We start from the raw sequence: 20,370 nt of genomic DNA, 5'->3' as shown, positions 1-20,370 counted from the left end.
TCCCTTGGCGAAAGAGGTCGGTGAATCTTCGAAGCGCTTCGATGCTCCGTAGTCAGGTTGTCAGGTGTCAAGTGGGCGAAAGGGAAAGGACGTCCAGGAATTCTGTGCACCGCTCTTGTGACCGTGGAAGCGCTCCCTTAGCCTCGCTGCAACATCGAAGCGCTTCGACAAATGCGCGACGCGTTCCCCGAAGGGTTACCGCAATGACGCCGAACTCGCCCTCCGCCTCCGCTCCCAGCCGGAGAAGCTTCCTCGCCTCCACCGCCGTGGCCGCCGCAGCGGTGGCCGGCGGGATGCCGCTGCTCGCCGCGTGCGGCGGGTCCACCGAGTCCGGCGAGGGGGCGACGTCGGGCAAGTCCGCGAAGAAGCTGCTGCCGACCTTCGCCGCGCGCAGCATCGTCGCCCCCGACATCGCGTCGAAGAACGGCTCCTGTGTGGGCTTCACGGGCAAGGTCGACCTGGACAAACTCGCCACGTCGGTGCCGAAGAAGCTCGGCACGGGTGCCCAGGTGAAGATCATGGCCCCGTTCTGGGGGCCACCGCCGAAGTCCGACTGCGAGTACTACACCGCGCTCAACAAGGCCTCCGGCGTCCAGGTCAACTGGCAGAACCAGGACGGCAACACCTACGGCGAGAAGATCGGCGCCGTGCTCGCCTCCAGCTCGCTGCCCGACGTGATGATCGTGCCCGGCTGGGAGCTGTCCGGGAAGATCCCCTCCGCGCTGGTCGCGAAGATGGCGGACCTCGGCCCCTACTTGGCCGGGGACAAGGTGAAGAAGTACCCGAACCTGGCGGCGGTACCGCAGGACGCCTGGCGGCGCGGCATCTTCGGCGGGAAGCTGCGCGGCATTCCGTACCCGTACTCGTACCTCCCCAACATCGCGCCCTTCTACCGCAAGGACCTCTTCGGCAAGAAGGGCTGGGAGCCGCCCAAGTCCGCACAGGAGTTCCTGGACCTCGCCAAGGAGATGACCAGCAAGAAGGCGGGGGTCTACGGCTGCGACGACATGAAGTGGTCCTCATTCAACATCTTCGGCTCGCTCGGCGGCAGCGAGAAGGCGCTCGGCTGGAAGCTGGACGGCGACAAGCTGGTCAAGCGACTGGAGACCGACGAGTACCTCGAGGCCCTGGAGTGGACCCGCAAACTGTACGCGGCCGGTGTCGTGCACCCCGAGGCCAAGGCGCAGACCGGCGACGGTGCGCTCCGCTTCACCAGCGGCAAGGTCATGATGTACAACGCCGACATCACCGCCTGGTACGGCAAGAGCGCGGAGATGCAGGGCAGCAAGGCGTTCCCTGACTTCGAGATGGCCGCCATGGACATCTTCGGCGCCGACGGCGGCGACCCGACGCTGTACGCCGGCACTCCGGCCAACGTCTGGGCGTTCCTCCGCAAGAACGCGTCCAAGGAGATCGTGGAGAACGCGCTGGCGGCCGCCAACTACGCCGCCGCGCCCGTCGGCACGAAGGAGCACATGCTCGCCTACTACGGCGAGGAAGGCACCCACTTCACGATCACCGACGGCGTCCCGAAGAAGACCGAGAAGGGCAACGCCCAGGCGCTCAACACCTGGCAGATGCTGTCGGGCCCGGCGCCGTTCTTCGCCTACCCCGACCTGCCCGACGTCACCAGGGCGATGGTCGAGTGGCAGCAGCGCATGGGCGCGTTCGTCACCAAGACGCCGTTCTACGGCATGACCATCGTCGAACCGTCGCGCTACGCCAACCTGGAGGACAAGTTCGAGCAGCTGGAGGACGACTACGTCCGCGGCAACAAGAAGCTGAGCGACGTCCAGCAGGCCATCAGCAGCTGGAAGTCGGGCGGTGGCGACAAGCTGCGCGACTGGTACAAGAAGCTCCTCAACGAGAACGGCAGCGCGTCCTGATGGCTCTGCAAGCCCAGCGACCGCCCCGGACGGCCGAGAAGGGCGTCCGGGGGCGGGAGCGCCGCAGGAGCGGGAAGGCCCGACCCGATGCCCGTAAGGGCGGCATCACCTGGCGGATCCGGCTGCGCCGCGACCGCACGCTGATCCTGATGACGCTGCCCGCGATCGGGCTGCTCCTGCTCTTCAACTACCTTCCGCTGCTCGGCAATGTGGTCGCGTTCCAGGACTACAACCCGTACATCTCTACCAACGGCATAACGGCGATCCTGCACTCCCCGATGGTGGGGCTCGAGCAGTTCCAGCGGATGGTCGAGGACGCCGACTTCTGGAACGCCCTGCAGAACACGCTGGTCCTCTTCCTCATCCAGCTCCTGCTGTTCTTTCCCGTGCCGATCGCGCTCGCGCTGCTCATCAACAGTGTGGTCAGACCCCGGGTGCGGGCCCTGTCGCAGGCGATCCTGTATTTGCCGCACTTCTTCTCGTGGGTGCTCGTCGTCACGGTCTTCCAGCAGATGTTCGGCGGGGCCGGACTGATCGCACAGATCCTCCAGGACCACGGGGTCGACGGCTTCGACCTGATGACGGACGCCGGGATCTTCAAGTATCTGCTGACGGCGCAAATGATCTGGAAGGACGCCGGCTGGGGCGTCATCGTCTTCCTCGCGGCCCTCGCCTCCGTCAGCCCCGAGCTGTACGAGGCAGCGGCGATGGACGGCGCGAGCCGGTGGCGCCGCATGTGGCATGTCACGCTGCCCGCGCTGCGCCCGGTGATCGCGCTGCTGCTCGTACTGCGGGTCGGTGACGCGCTGACCGTGGGCTTCGAGCAGATCCTGCTGCAGCGCAAGGCGGTGGGCGCGGGAGCCTCCGAAGTGCTCGACACGTATGTATGGAGCACCGGCATCCAGAACGGTGACTTCAGCTACGCGGCCGCGGTCGGCCTGGTCAAGGGTGTGGTCGGGATCTGTCTGGTCCTCGCGGCAAACAAGTTCGCCCATCTCCTCGGCGAGCAAGGGGTGTACAAGAAGTGAGTGTCACGGTCGAACGTCCGCGCTCGCTCTGGCGGACCTCCGAGCGCCCGGTGTGGGAGGAGCCGCCGACCAAGGCAGGGCTCGGCGCCAAGGGGCTGATCATCGCCCTGTGCTGTCTGGTGGTGCTCGGCCCGTTGTGGGTCGTGATCGTCACGAGTCTGTCGCCCCGACACGTCATCGACTCCACGGGCGGCCTGGTGCTGTGGCCCGAAGGCATCACCTTCGTCAACTACAAGGAGCTGCTCAGCGGCGGCCAGGTCAGCCGGGCCATGCTCGTCTCGCTGGGGGTGACCGGATTCGGCACGGTGTTCTCGATGGTGGTGTCGGTGCTCGCCGCCTACGGGCTGTCCCGGCCCGGGTCGTTCGCGCACCGGGCGCTGCTGATGGCATTGATGACCACGATGTTCTTCAGCGCCGGACTGATCCCGACGTATCTCCTCGTGCAGACGCTGGGGCTCACCGACAGCTACCTCTCGCTGATCCTTCCGAGCGCGGTGAGTGTCTTCAACGTCCTCGTGCTGCGTGGGTTCTTCATGAACATCTCGCAGGAGCTGACGGACAGCGCCCGGATCGACGGGGCCGGGGACTTCAGAATCCTGTGGACGATCATCATGCCGCTGTCCCGCGCGGTCATCGCCGTCATCTCGCTGTTCTACGCGGTGGCGTACTGGAGCGCCTGGTTCAACGCGATGATCTACATCGACGACCCGGCGAAACTGCCGCTTCAGAACGTGCTGATGCAGCTCGTGCAGAAGAACACGGCGCTGCCGACGGGGCTGAGCCAGCGGGTCAATGCGGGTGAACTGTCCGCCCTGGGACTGCAGATGGCGATGATGGTGCTCGCCCTCATCCCGGTCGCCGTCGCCTCCCCCTTCGTCCAGCGCCACTTCAAGAAGGGCATGCTCACGGGGGCGGTGAAGGGATGACCATCTCGCACGGCGGCCGCCTGCTGTACGGCGGCGACTACAACCCCGAGCAGTGGCCCGAGGAGGTCTGGGCAGACGACGTCCGGCTGATGAAGGAGGCCGGCGTCACCTCGGTGACCCTCGGCGTCTTCTCCTGGGCGAAGCTCGAACCGACGCCGGGGGCAAGGGAGTTCGGCTGGCTGGACCGGCTGATGGACCTGATGCACGCGCACGACATCGGTGTCGTCCTGGCGACGCCGACCGCGTCACCGCCGCCGTGGCTGGGCCGCCTGCACCCGGAGACGCTGCCGCGCGACGAGAACGGGCAGACCGTCTGGTGGGGCTCACGCCAGCAGTTCGCTCACTCCTCCAGCACGTACCGCCGCCATGCCGCCGCGATCACCGAGGACCTCGCCGTCCGCTACGGTCACCACCCCGCCCTGCGGATGTGGCACATCAACAACGAGTACTGCACGTTCGACTACGGCGACGAGGCGGCGCGCGCCTTCCGCGACTGGCTGCGCAAGAGGTACGGCACGCTGAATGCGCTCAACGAGGCCTGGGGCACGGCCTTTTGGAGCCAGCACGTGGAGACCTGGGCTGATGTGATCCCGCCGCGCCGCGCCCAGTACCTGCACAATCCGGCGCAGGTCCTCGACTTCCGCCGCTTCACCTCGGACGCGCTGCTGGAGTGCTACACGGCCGAGCGGGACATCGTCCGACGGCACTCCCCCGCCCGGGTCCCGGTCACCACCAACTTCATGCCGTTCTGGATCGGCCAGGACGCGTGGGCGTGGGCGGAGCGGGAGGACGTGGTGTCGGTCGACGTGTACCCGGATCCGCGGGACCCGCTGGGCGGTCAGTACAACGCGATGATCGCCGACATGACGCGCAGCCAGGCACGTGGTCCCTGGATGGTCATGGAGCAGGCGGCGGGGCCGGTCAACTGGCGCGGCGTCAACCATCCCAAGCCGCGCGGACTCAACCGGCTCTGGTCGCTGCAGACGGTGGCGCGCGGCGCCGACGCCGTCTGCTACTTCCAGTGGCGGCAGTCCCGGCAAGGCGCCGAGAAGTTCCACTCGGGGATGGTCGGCCACGCCGGCGAGGAGGGACGTGCCTTCGCCGAGGTGAAGCAGATCGGTGCGGAACTGGCGGAGCTGGGATCGCAGGTGTCGGGCACACGCATGACCGCCGACGTCGCCGTGCTGCACGACTGGCACTCCTGGTGGGCCGGTGGCCAGGACGGCAGGCCGTCGGCACACGTCGTGTACGAGGACGTGGTGCGGGCCTGGCACCGTGCCCTGTGGGAGGCGCACCTCACCACCGACTTCGCGCACCCCGAACACGACCTGTCCGCCTACAAGATGGTGGTCGTGCCGCACCTGTACCTGCTCACGGACCCGGCGATCGAGAACCTCCTGGCCTATGTGCGCGGCGGCGGCACGCTCGTGTCAGGGTTCTTCACCGGGGTCGCCGACACGGACGACCGGGTGCGGCCCGGCGGCATGGACGCGCGGCTGCGCGCGCTGTTCGGGATCCGTACGGTGCACGAGTGGTGGCCGCTGGATCCCGACGAGACCGTGGACTGCGGGGACTTCACCGGCACCCTGTGGTCGGAGGAGCTGACGGCTGAGCCCGGCACCGAGGTCGGTGCCGTGTACCGCGGCGGCGAGCTCGACGGGCTGCCGGCCGTACTGCGGCGCGACAGGGCCCGGTACCTGTCGACGCTTCCCGAACCCCCGGCCCTGCGCTCACTGCTCGCGGACGCGGCGGCCGAGGCGGGCGTACGGCCTCCGCTGCCCGGCCTCCCCGCAGGCGTGGAGGCCGTACGCCGCGGTGAGCTGGTGTTCCTCCTGCACCACGGACGGGACGAGGTGACCGTCGCATTGCCGGACGACACGACGTACCGGGATCTGCTGACGGGGGCCGGGCACTCCGGTTCCGTGACTCTCGGGCGGTTCGGTGTCGCGGTTCTCGCTGCCGGGACGACGACGCGGGGGCACGGTGCCGGCTGACCATCCGCACGGCACCTGGGAGCCGGCGCCGGCCACGCGCTGGGAGGACGCCTTCCTCAGCGGCAACGGCACCCACGGCGCTCTTGTGTTCGGTGACCCGCACGACGACCGGGTGATCCTCACTCACCACGCGCTGGTCCGTCCGGACGGCGGACCGCGCCCACGGCCGCCCGCGCTCGCCGCCCGCCTCCCGCATGTCCAGGACCAGTTGCTCGCCGGGGACGCCACGGCGGCCGAGCAGTTCACGGACGGTCGGGCGCTGCGCTGGGTGCAGGCGTTCCATCCGGCGTTCCAGGTGCGGTTCGTGCGGGACAGCGTGGTGTGGCGCGGCTACCGGCGCGCGGTCGCCTTCGCGACGGGGGTGGCCGAGGCGCAGTGCAGCGGGTGGCGCGGGCGGGTGTTCGTGTCGCGGGCCGACGATGTCGTCGTGCAGTACGTCACCGGGCCCGGGCTCGACGGCGAGTTGTCCCTCGACCACCGCCTCGCCGGTGTGCCGGACGGGCTCAGGGTCGGCCGCAGCGTCGTCCTGACGCCCCATGGCGCCCAGTTGACACTTCGCTGCCGCTACCCGGACAGCGATCTGGCGTACACCGGGGTGACGGTCGCGCTGGTGCACGGCGGGCGGCGTTCGGTGGGCACCGCGGGGCTGAGAATCGAGCGCGCGGAGGGGCTGCTTCTGCTCACGCGGGTGCAGCGGCATCTCGGGGAGCTGGACGCGGGCGCCGAGGCGGCGGCGCTCGCCTCACTGGCGGGCCCGGAGCTGGAGGAGACCTACGAGACCCTGCTCGCCCGGCACGAGGCCACGCACCGCCCCGCTTATGAACGGGTCACGTTCACCCTCGACGCGCCACGCTCCGAACGCGTCCTGCCCGGCTCGGAGCTGCTCGAACGCGTCGACAGCCCGGCCCTGCTGGAGCGGTTGTTCGCGGCGGGCCGCTACCACCTGCTGAGCGCGTCCGGCGCGCTGCCGCCGCGGCTCACCGGGCTGTGGACCGGCGAATGGGGCACGGCCTGGTCGGGGGCGTTCACCACGGACGCCAACCTCAATCTCCAGACGGCGTCCGCGGCCGCCTGCGATCTGCCCGAGGTGACCCAGGCACAAGGTGCCCTCATTCAGGGGCAGTTGGATGACTGGCGGGACAACGCGCGGGAGATCTTCGGGACACGGGGCATCGTCGCGCCCGCACACACCGACGGCGAGTCGGGGCACACGTACCACTTCCAGCGCGAGTGGCCGATGCACCTGTGGACGGCAGGCGCCGACTGGCTGCTCACCCCGCTCGTCGAGCAGGCCGAGACGACCGGGGCGCGGCCCGCGTGGCTCGCCACCGCTCTCGCCGAACTCGCCCTGTTCTACGAGGACTTCCTCACCCGCACAGGACCGGACGGCCGCCTCGTGGTCGTGCCGTCGTACTCACCGGAGAACCGGCCCGCGAACGCGAGCTGGGGCACGCTCAACGCCACGATGGACATCGCGGCGGCCCGGCACGCCCTGCGCACCGCCGCCGCCTGGCACCCGGGACCGGACGGCGACCGCTGGATCGCGCTCGCGGACCGGCTGCCCGACTACCGGGTCAACTCCGACGGCGCGCTCGCCGAATGGTCCTGGCCCGGCCTGGAAGACACCTACGACCACCGGCACCTCAGCCACCTCTACCCGGTGTGGCCGCACCACGACATCACCCCCTACGACACCCCGGAGCTGGCGAGGGCGGCGCACCGCGCGCTCGAACTGCGCGGCGCCGAGAACCACTCGGCACACGGCCATCTGCACCATGCCCTCATCGCGGCCCGCCTGCGCGACCCTCACCGGGTGGCCGCGTCGCTGCGGCAGGTCCTGACCGGCGACTACTTCCACCACTCCCTGATGAGCTCGCACTACCCGGACCGCGACGTCTACAACGCCGACGCCGCACACACCTTGCCGGCCCTGCTCACCGACGCGCTCGTGCAGTCCACGCCCGACCGCCTCGTGCTGCTGCCCGCGCTGCCGCCGGCCTGGCGGCACGGCGTCGTGCGCGGCCTGCGCACCCGGTTCGGCGCCCGCGTCGACCTGACGTGGGCGGGCGGCGCCTGCACGGCCGTCGTACGCCCGGAGCGGGACGCGCACGTCGATCTCAAGACCCCGGCCGGCTGTGACGGGCTGCTTCACCTGACCGCCGGCGAGGACCGCGAACTCACCATGAGGACGCGCTAGTTCCCCCCACCGGAGCCCCACCGGGCTCCTCCGACCATGGAAGGGACACCATGGCACCCACCGTAAGACACTCCCTGCGCCGCCGCACGCTCCTGGGCTCCGTCCTCGCGGGCGGCGCACTGCTCGCCCTCGCCACCTCGCCCGCACAGGCGGCGATCTGGTCCTCCTCCGACCAGTGGGGCAACTACACCACCTCGGACGGCTACACCCTCTACAACAACATCTGGGGTTCGGGCGCGGGCTCGCAGACGATCTGGGCCAACTCCTCGTCGAACTGGGGCGTTTGGGCCGACCACCCGAACACGGGCGGCATCAAGTCCTACCCGAACGCGAAGAAGGTCGTGAACAAGCCGATCGACTCGCTGTCCTCGCTCACCAGCGGCTACAACGTGACGGTGCCGTCCTCGGGCGCGTACAACACGTCGTACGACATCTGGGACAGCGACTACGACTACGAGGTCATGCTCTGGGTCAACTACAACGGAGCCGTCGGCCCGCTCGGCACGTCGCAGGGCGACGTCACGCTGGGCGGGCACACCTGGACCGTCTACAAGGGCAACAACGGTTCCAACGAGGTGTACTCGTTCCTGCGCACCTCGGACTCGACGTCCGGGACGGTGAACATCCTGCCGATCCTGAAGTGGATCAAGGACACCAAGGGCTGGTGGGGCAACGAGACGATCGGTGACGTCCAGTTCGGCTACGAGATCACCTCGTCGGCCGGCGGTCTGGACTTCACCACGAACAGCTTCAACGTCTCCAGCAGCTGATCCGACCCACCGGGAACGCGCGGCTCAGGCTCCGGCGGGCGCCTGGGCCGCGCTCTCACGCACCGTCAACTCCGGTGCGATCAGGACGACTTCCTCATCCGAGCCGCGCCCCTCGATCTTCGCGATGACCTGCTCCACGGCACGCCGCCCCATCTCCTGCGCGGGCACCGCGACCGAGGTGAGCGGCACCGACGCGTGCGCGGCGACCTGCTCGGGGCAGACGGCGACGACGGAGACGTCCTCGGGGACGGCGCGGCCCGACTGGCGAAGCAGGGCGAGCAGCGGGTCGGTGGCCGCCTCGTTCTGCACGACGAACGCGGTCGTTCCGGGGCGCTCGTCGAAGACCCGCGCCAACGTTGCCGAGACCGAGGCGTAGCTGCCTTCGCAGGGCCGGTGGAGCAACCGCAGGCCCAGCTCGGCGCTGCGCTCCCGCAGGCCCGTCAGGGTCCGCTCGGCGAATCCGGTGTGCCGCTCGTACACGGCGGCGGCCTCACCGATGACGGCGATCTCCCGGTGCCCGAGACCGGCGAGGTGCTCGGCGCACACCGCCCCGGCGGCGGCGAAGTCGAGGTCCACACAATTCAGTCCGGCGGTGTCGGACGGCAGGCCGATGAGCACGGCGGGCCGGTTCGCGGCACGCAGCAGCGGCAGCCGCTCGTCGTCCAGCTCGACGTCCATCACGATCATGGCGTCGGCGAGCGCGCTGCCTTCTATGCGGCGCACCGCCTCGGCGCCCTCCTCGCCGGTGAGCAGAAGGATGTCGTAGCCGTGGGTGCGGGCGGCGGTGGCGACGGCCATCGCTATCTCCATCATCACCGGCACGTACATGTCGGTGCGCAGCGGCACCATCAGGGCGATGATGTTCGACTTGCTGCTGGCGAGCGCCCGGGCTCCCGCGTTCGGGTGGTACCCCAGCTTGCGGACGCTGCTCTCGACTCGCTCGCGGGTGGCCGCGGAGATGGACCGCTTGCCGCTGAGGACGTAGCTCACGGTGCTGGCGGAGACTCCGGCGTGCCGGGCGACCTCTGCGAGCGTGACCATGTCGTTCTCCTGAGCCGTGACGAGGGACGCCGATGCGAAGCGCTTCGACGGGCGGGGGTTGCCCGTGAGCGTTCGACCTGTCGACCCTATGGGGATCAACGGCCACCTGTCCATAAGTCTGTCGAAGCGCTTCGACAGAGGGACCTGCCGAAATCCCTCCGCACAGGATAGTGACCGGGGCCGTAGTCGTGCAGGCGTAGGTCGGACCGGTTCGTCCAGCACCCCTCCCAGGTGCGCAACCGGGCCTCGTAGCGGCCGAGTTCAGAGCCGGAGACGACGACGTCCGTGGGCACGCCACTCGGCCGGCGGCCGGCGCCCCGGCCGGTCCGGCGCAAGGCGATCTTCTTACTGCTCGACCGTGGCGTGCGGCCGTTCGCTGCGGCCTGCATGGGGCGGCTGCGGGTGAGGGGCTGAGATGCGTGCTCACCGTGCCCTCGCCAGCTTCGACCCTCACGACCGTCCGGCGGCAATCTCGCCGACCAGTGCCGCGCCTCCACGAGAGATGCCTCGGCCGCGGCGAGGCCGCCGAGCCGTACCCGGCCGATGCCGATGCCGCTACCGCTGCCGGTCAGCAACAGGGCGGCCGCTCCGCCTCCCGCGCCACCTCCTAGGGCTGCCCGCCCGCCGCGGCGAGACTCGCGCCGTCGCCGACCCGGCATGCCTCGAGCCTTGCCCGCGGCCCGCCATCCGCTCCATGCGCAACCTGCCTCCGCGGCACAGGACCGTGGGGATGGGCGGATGGCCCATGGGGATGAGCCGGTTCTCCGTGGCGGTCGATTCGGGGAAAGCGCGTCACTCCTTGCCGCGGACGACGGCGACCGGGCAGTGAGCCTGTTGCAGCAGTGCCTGGCTGACCGATCCAAGGAGCAACCCGGTGAAGCCACCCCGCCCCCTGGCCCCGACGACCACGAGCTGAGCGGTCCTGCTCGCCTCGATCAGCGCCTCGCTGGTCACGCCGAGCACCAGTTCGTGCTTGACCGAGACCTGCGGATACTTCTCCTGATGGCCCGCGAGTGCCTGGGCCAAGAGACGTTCCTCGTTCTCGGCGACCGAGCCCGCCTGGGGCACGTCCGCCAACTGCGGCGGAGCCAGCGGCAGGGGCACACTGTCCGGCGTCCACGCGTGCAGGGCGACAATTTCCGCACCCCTCAGCGCGGCCTCGGCGAAGGCGAATCCGACCGCGTCCTCGCCGGCCCGCGCCCCGTCGACGCCGAGCACGATCGGCCCGGCGGGGTCCGGTTCTCCGCGCACCACCATCACCGGACAGTGGCCGTGGGCAGTCAGGTACACCGCCGTCGAGCCCAGCAGCATCCCGACGAAGCCTCCCCTGCCCCGGGATCCGACGACCACCAGATCCGCATCACGCGACTGGGCCTCCAGCACCGTCAGCGCCTCGCCGGCCACCACGTCATGGGTGATATCCACCTGAGGTGCCACGCTGCCGGCGCGATGCAGTGCCTCGGTCAGCGCGCTCTCGACCTCGTCCGGCAACACGCCCTCGGGTGGGCCGAAGGGCACTGCGGCCATCGGCACGGGCCCGGGCGAGACCACTGGCCAGAGGGCGTACACGACTCGAAGCCCGGCACGCCGCCATCGCGCTTCCCGAGCCGCCACCTCCACCGCTGCGAGGCTGGACGGCGAACCGTCCACCCCCACGACGACCAGGTTGCCCACGGCGCCTCCCATGATTGACTCGGCCCCCTGCTCCCAGCCTGACCCCGCGGACGCGTCCCTGCCACAGGACTGGGCGGCAGCGCATGGCACCCGACGCCCAATTGCCGAATGCGCGACGGTGTCTCCGTCGCCCGGTGCGGCAGCCACGAGACCACGTCTGGCCTCATCACACGTGCGACAGGGCGCTGGCCGTGTGGATGACAAGCGCATGGGGCGGGCGGGCCCTCAGCCACTCGTCACCTCGGCACGTGGGCGAGGGATCGCCCTGGCCGGCGTGGATCCGGATACGAGGTCGAGCACCGCCGGTAGGAGCCCGAGGTCCGCACGGGGCGGATTGCAGTCGCGACGCCGCAGGACTGAGGTGAAGATGGCACCGGAGCGCGGCCGGCCTCGCACGGGCGGTGCCCCTCAGTCGCCGCGCCGGACAGGAAGGCCACGGCATGGCAGCAACGCCCACCAAGGGTCCGAGAGGACCGGAGAGCCCCGCCGGCAACGAAGTGATCACCGGAGCGACCCTGTTCGCCGTGGTGACCCTGTTGGTGAGCGGGCCGCTGAGCATTCTGCTGGGCGCATCCGGCATCGCAGGCGACACCGTGTTCGTGTCGAATCGGTATGCCTACCGGTTCGATCTGACCGCGTGGGGCTGGCTTCATCTTCTGATCGGCGTGGCGCTCGTCGTCGCCGGCCTGGGAGTTGCGGCCGGCAAGACCTGGGGGCGCGGGGCCGGCATCTGCGTGGCGGCGATCAGCCTGATCACACAGTTCATGTTCATTCCGTACTACCCCGCTTGGTCCATCACCGTCATGGCCATCGATCTCTTGATCGTGTGGTCGCTGGCCAGGTCCTCTGCCGCGACCGGCGCCGGTCGGTGACCCCGGGCGGCGGCATGCCGGGCGGGCCCGGGGCGAGTGGCGGTGTGTCGGCGTTGTCCGGGCCGTCGAGGGCTTAGCAGAACCGGCCACCGACACCACTCCACGTCCCCAGCAACCCGTCCAGCGTCTCCGTCTGCCGTGCCTCCGACATGCCCGGGTACGCCGGCACGGCAGCCGTCTGGAATCCGACGAGCGTGGTCATCAGCGTGTCGACGACGAGCGCGTCCGGTCTACCGCTGGTGATCTCGCCGGCCACCCGGGCCTGGCGGAGGTACATGCGCATGTGCTCCCCCCACTGACCGCCGTCTGTTCCGCCACCACCCCTCACCACAGCGGAAGCACCCGGCGATGAGGGGCAGTTGAAGCCTCTGGCGTCACCCACGCCAAGCCGGCCTGGGAAGACACTGCTCGCTCAGCGAGGCAAAGAACACAGGGGCGAAGCAGTAATGTCCACGCGGTCCGGGGCCGGCCTGCCGTCTCTGCGACCGCTGATACGGGATGGCCTGGGATCGGGCCTGGTCGCGACGCCGCCAGTGGGACCGGGCGATCCGGTGGGCCGTGCCGTGAACGGACTGCCGCGGACAGGCCGGTTTCACCGGGCCGGGGGAGGGTCGGTCAGCGGTCGAGGTCGATCGTGAAGCGCCTCTTGCCCGGACCGATCGTGTCGGCGTGGACCTGACCACGAGCCCGGTCGAATTTCCCGGTGCCGCCGGTGATCGCGTTGTCGAACGAAGGGGGAGGGAGCGTCGGCTGTCCGTTGGTGAGGATGCCGAAGACCAGCCCCTGCACGGTGAGTTGGCCGCCCGGGAGGACGTAGGTCACGATGCACTCCTCCACTCCGCCGTTCTCTTCGGCCAGGGTGGTGGTGCAGGTGCCGTGGGTCCAGCCGACGTGCTTTTTGTCGTACTTGTCGAAGAGCTCCGAGCGGACGACGGTCCGATCGCCCTGGGCGGCGGGGCCGTTGGGGTTGACGGGGTAGCGGGTCTGCTGAGCGAGGTGGCCGATGACTGTGATGACCCGGTCTCCGCCCTTGGCGTGGGCGGAATCGTTGTCCGTCGCGGCGGCCGTGACGGGGGCGCCGGCGAGAAGGGCGATCAGCGTAGTGGCCGTGCCGAGACAGGCTGCTCTGATGGGGCGCATCGTGTGGCTCCTGAGGTTTTGAGGCTCATGGACGGTCAGGTGACGCATTCATAACCTCGGCTCCGCCGCCGCCCGGAACGACCCGGCGCGACCCACCGCAGATCCGACCGATCAGACCAACCCGCGAGGTGAGACGGTCCGCCCGAGCGGACGAGTCGCGCGGGTGGGTTGACGCCGGTACGGCACATCGGCTCCCGCCTCGGACGAGTGCCGCGTTCCGTTTCGGCTCGACTCTCCTCGTAAAAACCTGCATTTACGGTATACCAAACTCTTGACGCGCACCTGAAGCGCCCACAGTATTTGGCATGCCATAACGCAGAACACCGACGTCAAGGAGGCTGACTGGCTGGCGGTGAAGCACAGTCACCCCGGCCGGTCCACGGAAAGTTCTCCCCCTCGCCCGCTCGCGTGCCCACAACCGTCCTCAGGTCTCTTTTGCCAGCACGGAGGCGTCATGACCACAGCACATCGCCCCGAAGCACCAGCAAGGCCCGAAGGAAACACCCGCCCCTCGTCCCACTCCGAGGAGTACGAGCACACACCCGTCCCCGCGTCGGCCCGCCGCAGTCTGCCGTCCGTCGCCGCCACCTGGTTCGGCTTCCCGATGAACCTCGGCAGCGCGGTCTTCGGCGGAGTCATCGTCTACAACCTCGGCCTGCCCCAGGGGCTGCTCGCCATCCTGGTCGGCAATCTGGTGCTGTTCGCCTACGTCGGCGCGCTCAGCCACCACGCGGGCAGCACCGGGAAGAACTTCGCCCTGCTGACCGCCGACACTTTCGGCAGCCGGGGCCGCAACCTGCCCGCCGGACTGCTCGCGACCGTCGTCATCGGCTGGTTCTCCTTCCAGGTCGGACTTACGGGCACCACCCTCAGTGGAGCCCTCGGCTGGCCCGCCCTGGCGGGCGCGGCCGTCGGCGGCGTCCTGTACACGCTCCTGACGATGGCCGGGATCCGTGCGCTCTCCCTCATCGGGATGATCGCCATGCCCCTGTTCCTCGTGCTCACGGTGGTGGCCCTGGCCTACGGTCTGGACGCCCACACCACACTGGCGGACACCTTCGGATACGAAGGTGCGGGCACCGCCCTCGGCTTCGGTGGCGCCGTCGCCATCGTCATCGCCGGATTCGCCGACTCGGGCACCATGACGGCGGACTTCACCCGCTGGTCCAAGGACGGCCGGTCAGCCGTCCTCGCCACGCTCACCGCCTTCCCGTTCGCCAACTTCCTCGCCAACGCGGCCGGCGGCCTCGTCGTGGCGGTGGGCGGCACCGCCGACCCCGCCACCGACGGCGGTGGATTCCTCAACCTGCTCACCGGTCACAGCACACTGCTCACGGCCTTCGCCGTGCTCTTCGTCTTCGTCAACCTCGGCTCCGTCGCCTCCCACTGCCTCTACAACGGTGCCGTCGGCTGGTCGGCACTCACCCCGCTCCGGATGCGATCCCTCACTCTCGACCTCGGAGCCGTCGGTGTGACGCTCGCCCTCAGTGGGGTGTGGGGCTACTTCCTCAACTGGCTCAACCTGCTCGGCGTCTTCGTGCCACCGATCGGAGCGGTACTGATCACCGATCGGCTGCTGCGAGCCCGGACGGGCAAACGGCCCGTGGGCACGTACCGGGCCACCGCCCTCGCCTCCTGGGCAGCAGGAGCGGCCACAGCGGCGATCACTCACTACACGCTTCCCGAACTCGTGGATCCGGTGGTCGGCATGATCACTGCGGCCGCCGTGTACGCGGTCGCCGAAACCGTCCTGCGCCGCAGGCCCACCGTCCCACGCCCGGACCCCGCATCGGCGTAGCGAGCCCACACCGGACTCGGTGCACCGCGCGGGCGGGCGGGTCGGCCCCTGCCCGCATCACACCTGAACCACCCACCCCCACACGTAGAAGGAGACCCTTGTGAACGCCGCGGAACGCGACGAAATCTGCAACCTGACCGCCACGGAGACAGCCGCCGCAGTGCGTTCCGGCGAGCTGTCCCCCGTCGAGGTCACCGACGCGGTCCTGGACCGCATCGAGGCGGTCGACCCGCAGCTGCACGCGTTCTGCACGCTCGTCCCTGATCGCGCGCGGGCCCAGGCCCGGCGCGTGGCCGACGACTTGGCTGCCGGGAGGGATCCCGGCCCGCTCGCCGGCGTCCCGCTCGGTGTCAAGGATCTGATCTCCACCAAGGGCATTCGCACGACCTCCGGGTCCCCCGCGTACCGCGATCACGTACCCGACGAGGACGACATCGTCGTCGAACGCGCCGTCGCCGCGGGTGCGGTCGTGCTCGGCAAGACCAACGCCTCCGAGTTCGGCTTCGGACCGGTGGGCCAGAACCCTCTGTTTCCCACCACGCGCAACCCCTGGAACACGGACCTCACGCCCGGTGGTTCAAGTGCCGGTTCCGCAGCGGCCGTTGCCGCGGGGCTCGGCCCGGTCGCCCTCGGCAGCGACGGAGGCGGATCCATCCGTATCCCCGCCGCACTGTGCGGCCTGTTCGGCTTCAAGGCGTCCATGGGGCGTGTGCCCGTCTACCCGGGCTGCCGAGACGACCGCTACCCGGGCGTCTCCGGCTGGGAGTCGATCGAACACATCGGCCCGCTGACCCGCTCCGTAGCGGACGCGGCGCTGGTCCTGTCCGTACTGGCCGGGCCCGACCTCCGAGACCGGCACTCCATCCCCTGCGGCGACGTCGACTGGACCGGCCGCCGCCCGGTTCCCGTACTGCGCGTCGCCTACAGCCCCGACCTGGGCCGGATCGCGGTCGACCCCGAGGTGCGTCGCATCACGGACGCAGCGGTCTCGGTTCTGGAGCGCGACCTGGGCGCCAAGGTCGAGCAGCCGGACTTCCGGCTCCCCCACTACGAAGAGACCTTCGGCGCCGTCATCGCCGCCGATACCGACCTCACCGGCCTGCGCGCCCTCGCCGAGCGGTACGGCGACACGATGTCGCCGCGCCTGCTCGACTTCCTCCGCACCCCGTGGACCGCCGAGCAGCTGACCGACGCGAACATCGTGCGCAAGCGGGTCGCGAACCGGCTCGCCCGCCTGATGGCCGACTACGACCTGATCGTCACCCCGACCGTGTCCACCGCGGCCTTCCCGGTGGGATTCCACGGGCCCGAGGTCATCGACGGCCGGATGGTCGACGCCGACCACTGGACCTCCTTCACGCCCCTCGCCAACCTCGCAGGTCTCCCCGCGGCGAGCATCCCGGCCGGCCGGACCGCGGACGGCCGGCCTGTCGGCCTCCATCTCGTCGGCCGGCATCTCGCCGACGCCGACCTCCTCGACGCCTGCGCGGCCTACGAGGAGGCGGCCCCCTGGTCCCACATCCGACCGCCGCTCGGGGCGGCAGGGTGATCACAGGGTCCACGGTGTCCGCGGGGCCGTTCGCGAGTGGCCGGCCCCGCGGCAACATGGTGTGATGTCTCGCCTTCACGTCAGGACAGGCCCGATGCGGGTGACGGCCGCCCAGGTGCGCGGACAGGCTCGCTCGGCCGTGGCCGTCACCCGGCGAAGCGGGCGGCGACGGCGAGGTGGGACACGCCCCTCGGAGCAGGTCGGCCGACGGACCGTTGACGTCGCCCGTCGCACCCTGATCTGCTGCCTTGATCAACGCAGAGGTCAACGCAGGCGAACGCAGATGCCGAGCAGGGGAGCTGAGGCGATGAGGCCCTCACACACACCGGGCCCGCAGACGGCTTGGGTTGTGCAGAACACCAGGAGTGGCGGTCCCGGCCGGGTGGAGGGCTGGTTGCGCGAGGCGGGAATCAGCCTCGAAGTACTGCGCCCCTACGAGGGCGACGCGCTGCCCGAGACGCTCGACGGGAGGCCGCTCCTGGTGCTCGGCGGCGGCTTCCTGCCGGACGACGACGAGCGCGCGCCTTGGCTCCCGGCCACGCGCCGGCTCGTCGCGCAGGCGCTGGACGACGGCTCGCCCGTGCTCGGCATCTGCCTCGGTGGCCAGTTGCTCGCACAGGTCGCGGGCGGCAGCGTACGGCCGAATCACGGGCAGCCCGAGTTCGGCAGCACACAGATCCGGCTGCGGCCCGAAGCCGCCGACGATCCGCTGCTGTACGGGCTCGGCGAGACGGCGCCCGCGATCGAACGCCACGTCGACGCGATCACCGAACTCCCGCCGGGCGCGGCCTGGTTGGCGTCCAGCGCGGCCTGTCCCCACCAGGCGTTCCGGGTCGGGGGGCGGGCCTGGGGCGTGCAGTTTCATCCTGAGGCCGAGGCCGACCGGATAGCCGGGTGGGACCGGGAGCGGCTGGCCCGGCAGGGCTTCGACAGGGACCGGCTGCACGCCGAGGCCGTGGCCGACGAAGGAGCGGCGGTCTCGGCGTGGTCGGTGTTCACGCGGAGGTTCGCTCAGGTGTGCGCGAGGCTGCCGTGACCGGCTTCGGGGCGGGCACGGACGCGGCGGCCCCCCGCCGCCGTCCCACCGAGACGATGACGCTGGTGAGCACGCCCGCGAGCAGCCCCCAGAACGCGGACCCGATGCCGAGCAGCGTCACACCGGAGGCCGTGGCGAGGAAGGTGACGACGGCCGCCTCCCTGGATCCGGGGTCCGACAGGGCGCTGGCCAGCGACGCCTCGATCGTGGCGAGCATGCCGACCCCGGCTACGGCCAGGACGAGTGCGTGCGGCATCGCGGTGAGCAGCGAGGCGACGGTCGCGCCGAGCAGGCCGACGCAGAGGTAGAAGACACCCGCCCACACGGCCGCGAGGTAACGCCGCCTCCGGTCGGGGTGAGCCCCGTCGCCGGTGCAGATCGCGGCGGTCATCGCGGCCAGGTTGATGCCGAACGCCCCGAACGGCGCGAGCACCGCCTGCACGGCGCCCGTCCACGTCAGGACGGGCGAGACGGGCACCTCGTAGTCGGACCCGCGCAGCACGGCGACCCCCGGCAGATTCTGCGAGGCCATGGTGACGACGAACAGCGGCACGCCGACGCTGACCAGCACCTTCCAGTCGAACTCGGGAGCCGTGAACACCGGCTGCGCGAGGGACAGTTGGATCCGCTCCAGATGCCAGCCCCCGGTGAGGACGGAGGCGACGACGCCGCCGCCGAGCGCGATGAGGACCGCATAGCGCGGCAGCAGCCGACGCCCGAGGAGATACAGCACGAACACCGGGAACGCGATGGCGAAACTGCCGCCCATCTGCGAGAAGAGCCCCGTCCCGAAGTGGAGCAGCACACCGCCGAGCAGCGCCGATGCCAGCGGCACCGGGATCCGGTCCATGATCCGCGCGAACCACCCCGTCAGGCCGCTCACCATGATCAGCACGGCGCTGAACACGAACGCTCCCACGGCCTTTCCCATGGACACGCCGCTCAGGCTCGTGGCAAGAAGCGCGGCTCCCGGCGTCGACCAGGAGGTGACGATCGGGACCTTGTGCCGCAGCGAGAGGCCGACGCAGGTCACGGCGATCCCCACACCGAGCGCCAGCATCCACGAGGACACCTCACGCGCGTCCGCCCCGGCGGCCCGGGCCGCGGTGAACACGATGGCGGCGGCGCTGGTCACGCCGACGGTGACCGCGATGAGCCCCGCCGCCACGGCCGAGGGCGGTGCGGTGGCGCGTATACGGGCGAGCGGGGACATGCGGCATCACTTCCGGAAAGGGGCGGGGAGAGCGGGTCGTTCCGAGCGTTCCATAAACGGAACGTTCCGTTTATGGAACACTAAGGACGCAGGTGGCGGCACGTCAAAGCGCCGAGAGGCGCAGAAACGGACGGAACCGGGCAGATGGGTCTGAACGACGAGGTGGGTCGCAGGCTGAAGCGGCTGCGGCAGGACGCCGGCCTGTCCCTGTCGGAACTCGCGCGCCGCTCAGGCGTCGGCAAGGGCACGCTCTCCGAACTCGAGACGGGTCGGCGCAACCCCACCCTGGAGACGCTCTACGCCCTGACCACCGCGCTCGGCCGCCCGGTCAGCGCCGTCCTCGACGACCCACCGCCCGGCGTCGCGGCGGGCGCGGGCGGAGTCTCCGGCAGCGCCGTGACCGCGGTCCTCCTGGAGCGGTACGAGGACGAGGGCGCCGCCACCGACGTCTTCCGCGTCACCATCGCCGACGGCGCCACCCAAGAGTCGGCCGCACATGTCCCGCACACCACGGAGAGCCTGATGGTGCTCTCCGGAACGGCGGTCGTCGGGTTGCCGGACGCGCCACAAACGGCTGGACCTGGCGGCCACGCCCACTGGCCGGCCGACGCCCCGCACTTCTACAGCGCACCGGACGGCGAGGCCCAGGGCATCCTCTTCGTCCGGTACCCGAAGACCGTGCCTTCGAAGGATCTTTCCTCGGGAGCGGATCAGGGGTCCTGACAAAGGCGTTGGACGTGGGGTGGGTGATGAGGGCCCAAGCGCAAGCGCCGCGCAGGAACCCGTCCGCGGAGCGCGACGAGCCAGCCCCGTCCCGTGCCGGACTGAGGGGCGCGCCTCCACGTGCGGGTGATCCGCCCGGCGACAGACAGTCTCCGAATTCATCCCGAGCGGCCACGCGGCCTTCGCAGCGATGCGTCGCGCCACCCCGACATTCAGGGGCAATCACGGGACAGCCGCCCGCCAGCGGCGGTCAGGACCGGTTCGCGCGGCGGCGCGTGATGATCAGGCCCAAGATGACACCCACCACGAGGGTGACGGCGAGGACCGTCCACAGCGGAACCGTGACCGTCGGGATCCACATGCGGACCGTGATCGAACCCGTGTTGGCCGCGATGAACCAGACCACCACGCCCGCGAGCACCACGAATCCGATGGTGCGCAACCGCATGTCCCGCCCCTTGACCGTCACCGTCGACGGCCCATGCGACTTCTTTCCGAACTTATGGGACATAGCATCAATTAT

General features: G+C 70.1%; 17 protein-coding genes. 11 read left to right on the top strand and 6 right to left on the bottom strand.

The window, feature by feature from the left end:
- Nucleotides 1–203: 203 nt before the first annotated feature.
- The 6 genes from OHO83_RS43855 to OHO83_RS43830 are packed head-to-tail and all read left to right on the top strand — an operon-like array spanning nt 204 to nt 8,801.
- A complete protein-coding gene (locus tag OHO83_RS43855) occupies nt 204–1,886 on the top strand; it encodes an extracellular solute-binding protein (protein WP_266681004.1) in 1,683 nt (560 codons plus the stop codon).
- On the top strand, nt 1,886–2,914 hold the full coding sequence (locus OHO83_RS43850) for an ABC transporter permease (RefSeq protein ID WP_266681002.1): 1,029 nt from the start codon (nt 1,886–1,888) through the stop codon (nt 2,912–2,914). The genes OHO83_RS43855 and OHO83_RS43850 overlap by 1 nt, the downstream gene beginning before the upstream one ends.
- Nucleotides 2,911–3,840 (top strand): carbohydrate ABC transporter permease, encoded by a 930-nt coding sequence (locus tag OHO83_RS43845; RefSeq protein WP_266681000.1) that lies wholly within the window; start codon nt 2,911–2,913, stop codon nt 3,838–3,840. Before OHO83_RS43850 ends, OHO83_RS43845 begins: the two co-directional genes overlap by 4 nt.
- Complete coding sequence (locus OHO83_RS43840; protein ID WP_266680998.1) at nt 3,837–5,834, top strand: beta-galactosidase; 1,998 nt, start codon at nt 3,837–3,839, stop codon at nt 5,832–5,834. The genes OHO83_RS43845 and OHO83_RS43840 overlap by 4 nt, the downstream gene beginning before the upstream one ends.
- Nucleotides 5,824–8,031 (top strand): glycosyl hydrolase family 95 catalytic domain-containing protein, encoded by a 2,208-nt coding sequence (locus OHO83_RS43835; RefSeq protein ID WP_266680997.1) that lies wholly within the window; start codon nt 5,824–5,826, stop codon nt 8,029–8,031. Before OHO83_RS43840 ends, OHO83_RS43835 begins: the two co-directional genes overlap by 11 nt.
- Nucleotides 8,032–8,081: 50 nt before the next feature.
- The gene (locus tag OHO83_RS43830; protein ID WP_266680996.1) at nt 8,082–8,801 is read left to right on the top strand and encodes a glycoside hydrolase family 12 protein; all 720 of its coding nucleotides are present in this window, start codon (nt 8,082–8,084) and stop codon (nt 8,799–8,801) included.
- 24 nt (nt 8,802–8,825) lie between these two features.
- On the opposite strand, the gene OHO83_RS43825 is transcribed toward OHO83_RS43830, so the two are convergent.
- Both OHO83_RS43825 and OHO83_RS43820 read right to left on the bottom strand, forming a co-directional pair.
- Nucleotides 8,826–9,842 (bottom strand): LacI family DNA-binding transcriptional regulator, encoded by a 1,017-nt coding sequence (locus OHO83_RS43825; RefSeq protein ID WP_266680995.1) that lies wholly within the window; start codon nt 9,840–9,842, stop codon nt 8,826–8,828.
- 792 nt (nt 9,843–10,634) lie between these two features.
- Nucleotides 10,635–11,516 carry a universal stress protein gene (locus OHO83_RS43820; RefSeq protein WP_266680993.1) on the bottom strand — a complete coding sequence of 294 codons (882 nt, stop codon included), beginning with the start codon at nt 11,514–11,516 and terminating at the stop codon, nt 10,635–10,637.
- Between the two features lie 440 nt (nt 11,517–11,956).
- Here OHO83_RS43820 and OHO83_RS43815 point away from each other — a divergent pair, with 440 nt between their 5' ends.
- Nucleotides 11,957–12,388 (top strand): DUF7144 family membrane protein, encoded by a 432-nt coding sequence (locus OHO83_RS43815; RefSeq protein WP_266680991.1) that lies wholly within the window; start codon nt 11,957–11,959, stop codon nt 12,386–12,388.
- A gap of 73 nt (nt 12,389–12,461) precedes the next feature.
- Here the strand turns inward: OHO83_RS43815 and OHO83_RS43810 are convergent, their stop codons facing one another.
- Together OHO83_RS43810 and OHO83_RS43805 are read right to left on the bottom strand one after the other, a co-directional pair.
- Nucleotides 12,462–12,671, bottom strand: a complete 210-nt coding sequence (locus tag OHO83_RS43810; protein WP_266680989.1) for a hypothetical protein — start codon at nt 12,669–12,671, stop codon at nt 12,462–12,464.
- 332 nt (nt 12,672–13,003) lie between these two features.
- On the bottom strand, nt 13,004–13,528 hold the full coding sequence (locus tag OHO83_RS43805) for a hypothetical protein (RefSeq protein WP_266680987.1): 525 nt from the start codon (nt 13,526–13,528) through the stop codon (nt 13,004–13,006).
- Nucleotides 13,529–13,982: 454 nt separating this feature from the next.
- Here OHO83_RS43805 and OHO83_RS43800 point away from each other — a divergent pair, with 454 nt between their 5' ends.
- From OHO83_RS43800 to OHO83_RS43790, 3 genes are all read left to right on the top strand, one after another.
- Nucleotides 13,983–15,326 (top strand): purine-cytosine permease family protein, encoded by a 1,344-nt coding sequence (locus OHO83_RS43800; protein WP_266680985.1) that lies wholly within the window; start codon nt 13,983–13,985, stop codon nt 15,324–15,326.
- Nucleotides 15,327–15,426: 100 nt separating this feature from the next.
- Entirely contained in the window at nt 15,427–16,875 is a 1,449-nt protein-coding gene (locus OHO83_RS43795) for an amidase (RefSeq protein WP_266680983.1), read from the top strand.
- Nucleotides 16,876–17,182: 307 nt separating this feature from the next.
- Entirely contained in the window at nt 17,183–17,911 is a 729-nt protein-coding gene (locus tag OHO83_RS43790) for a type 1 glutamine amidotransferase (RefSeq protein WP_266680981.1), read from the top strand.
- On the opposite strand, the gene OHO83_RS43785 is transcribed toward OHO83_RS43790, so the two are convergent.
- Nucleotides 17,871–19,124, bottom strand: a complete 1,254-nt coding sequence (locus OHO83_RS43785; protein ID WP_266680979.1) for a benzoate/H(+) symporter BenE family transporter — start codon at nt 19,122–19,124, stop codon at nt 17,871–17,873. The genes OHO83_RS43790 and OHO83_RS43785 overlap by 41 nt on opposite strands.
- A 144-nt stretch (nt 19,125–19,268) precedes the next feature.
- Between OHO83_RS43785 and OHO83_RS43780 the strand changes: the two genes are divergently transcribed.
- Nucleotides 19,269–19,847: an XRE family transcriptional regulator gene (locus OHO83_RS43780; RefSeq protein WP_266680977.1), complete on the top strand. Its 579-nt coding sequence runs from the start codon at nt 19,269–19,271 to the stop codon at nt 19,845–19,847.
- Between the two features lie 250 nt (nt 19,848–20,097).
- On the opposite strand, the gene OHO83_RS43775 is transcribed toward OHO83_RS43780, so the two are convergent.
- Nucleotides 20,098–20,358, bottom strand: coding sequence for a LapA family protein (locus OHO83_RS43775; RefSeq protein WP_266680975.1), 261 nt, complete (start codon nt 20,356–20,358; stop codon nt 20,098–20,100).
- Between the last annotated feature and the right edge of the window lie 12 nt (nt 20,359–20,370).

This window comes from Streptomyces sp. NBC_00569 (genome assembly GCF_036345255.1).
Lineage (GTDB): Bacteria > Actinomycetota > Actinomycetes > Streptomycetales > Streptomycetaceae > Streptomyces.
Note: the sequence above shows the minus strand (reverse complement) of the source record. Positions and strands in the feature narration are given on the sequence as shown.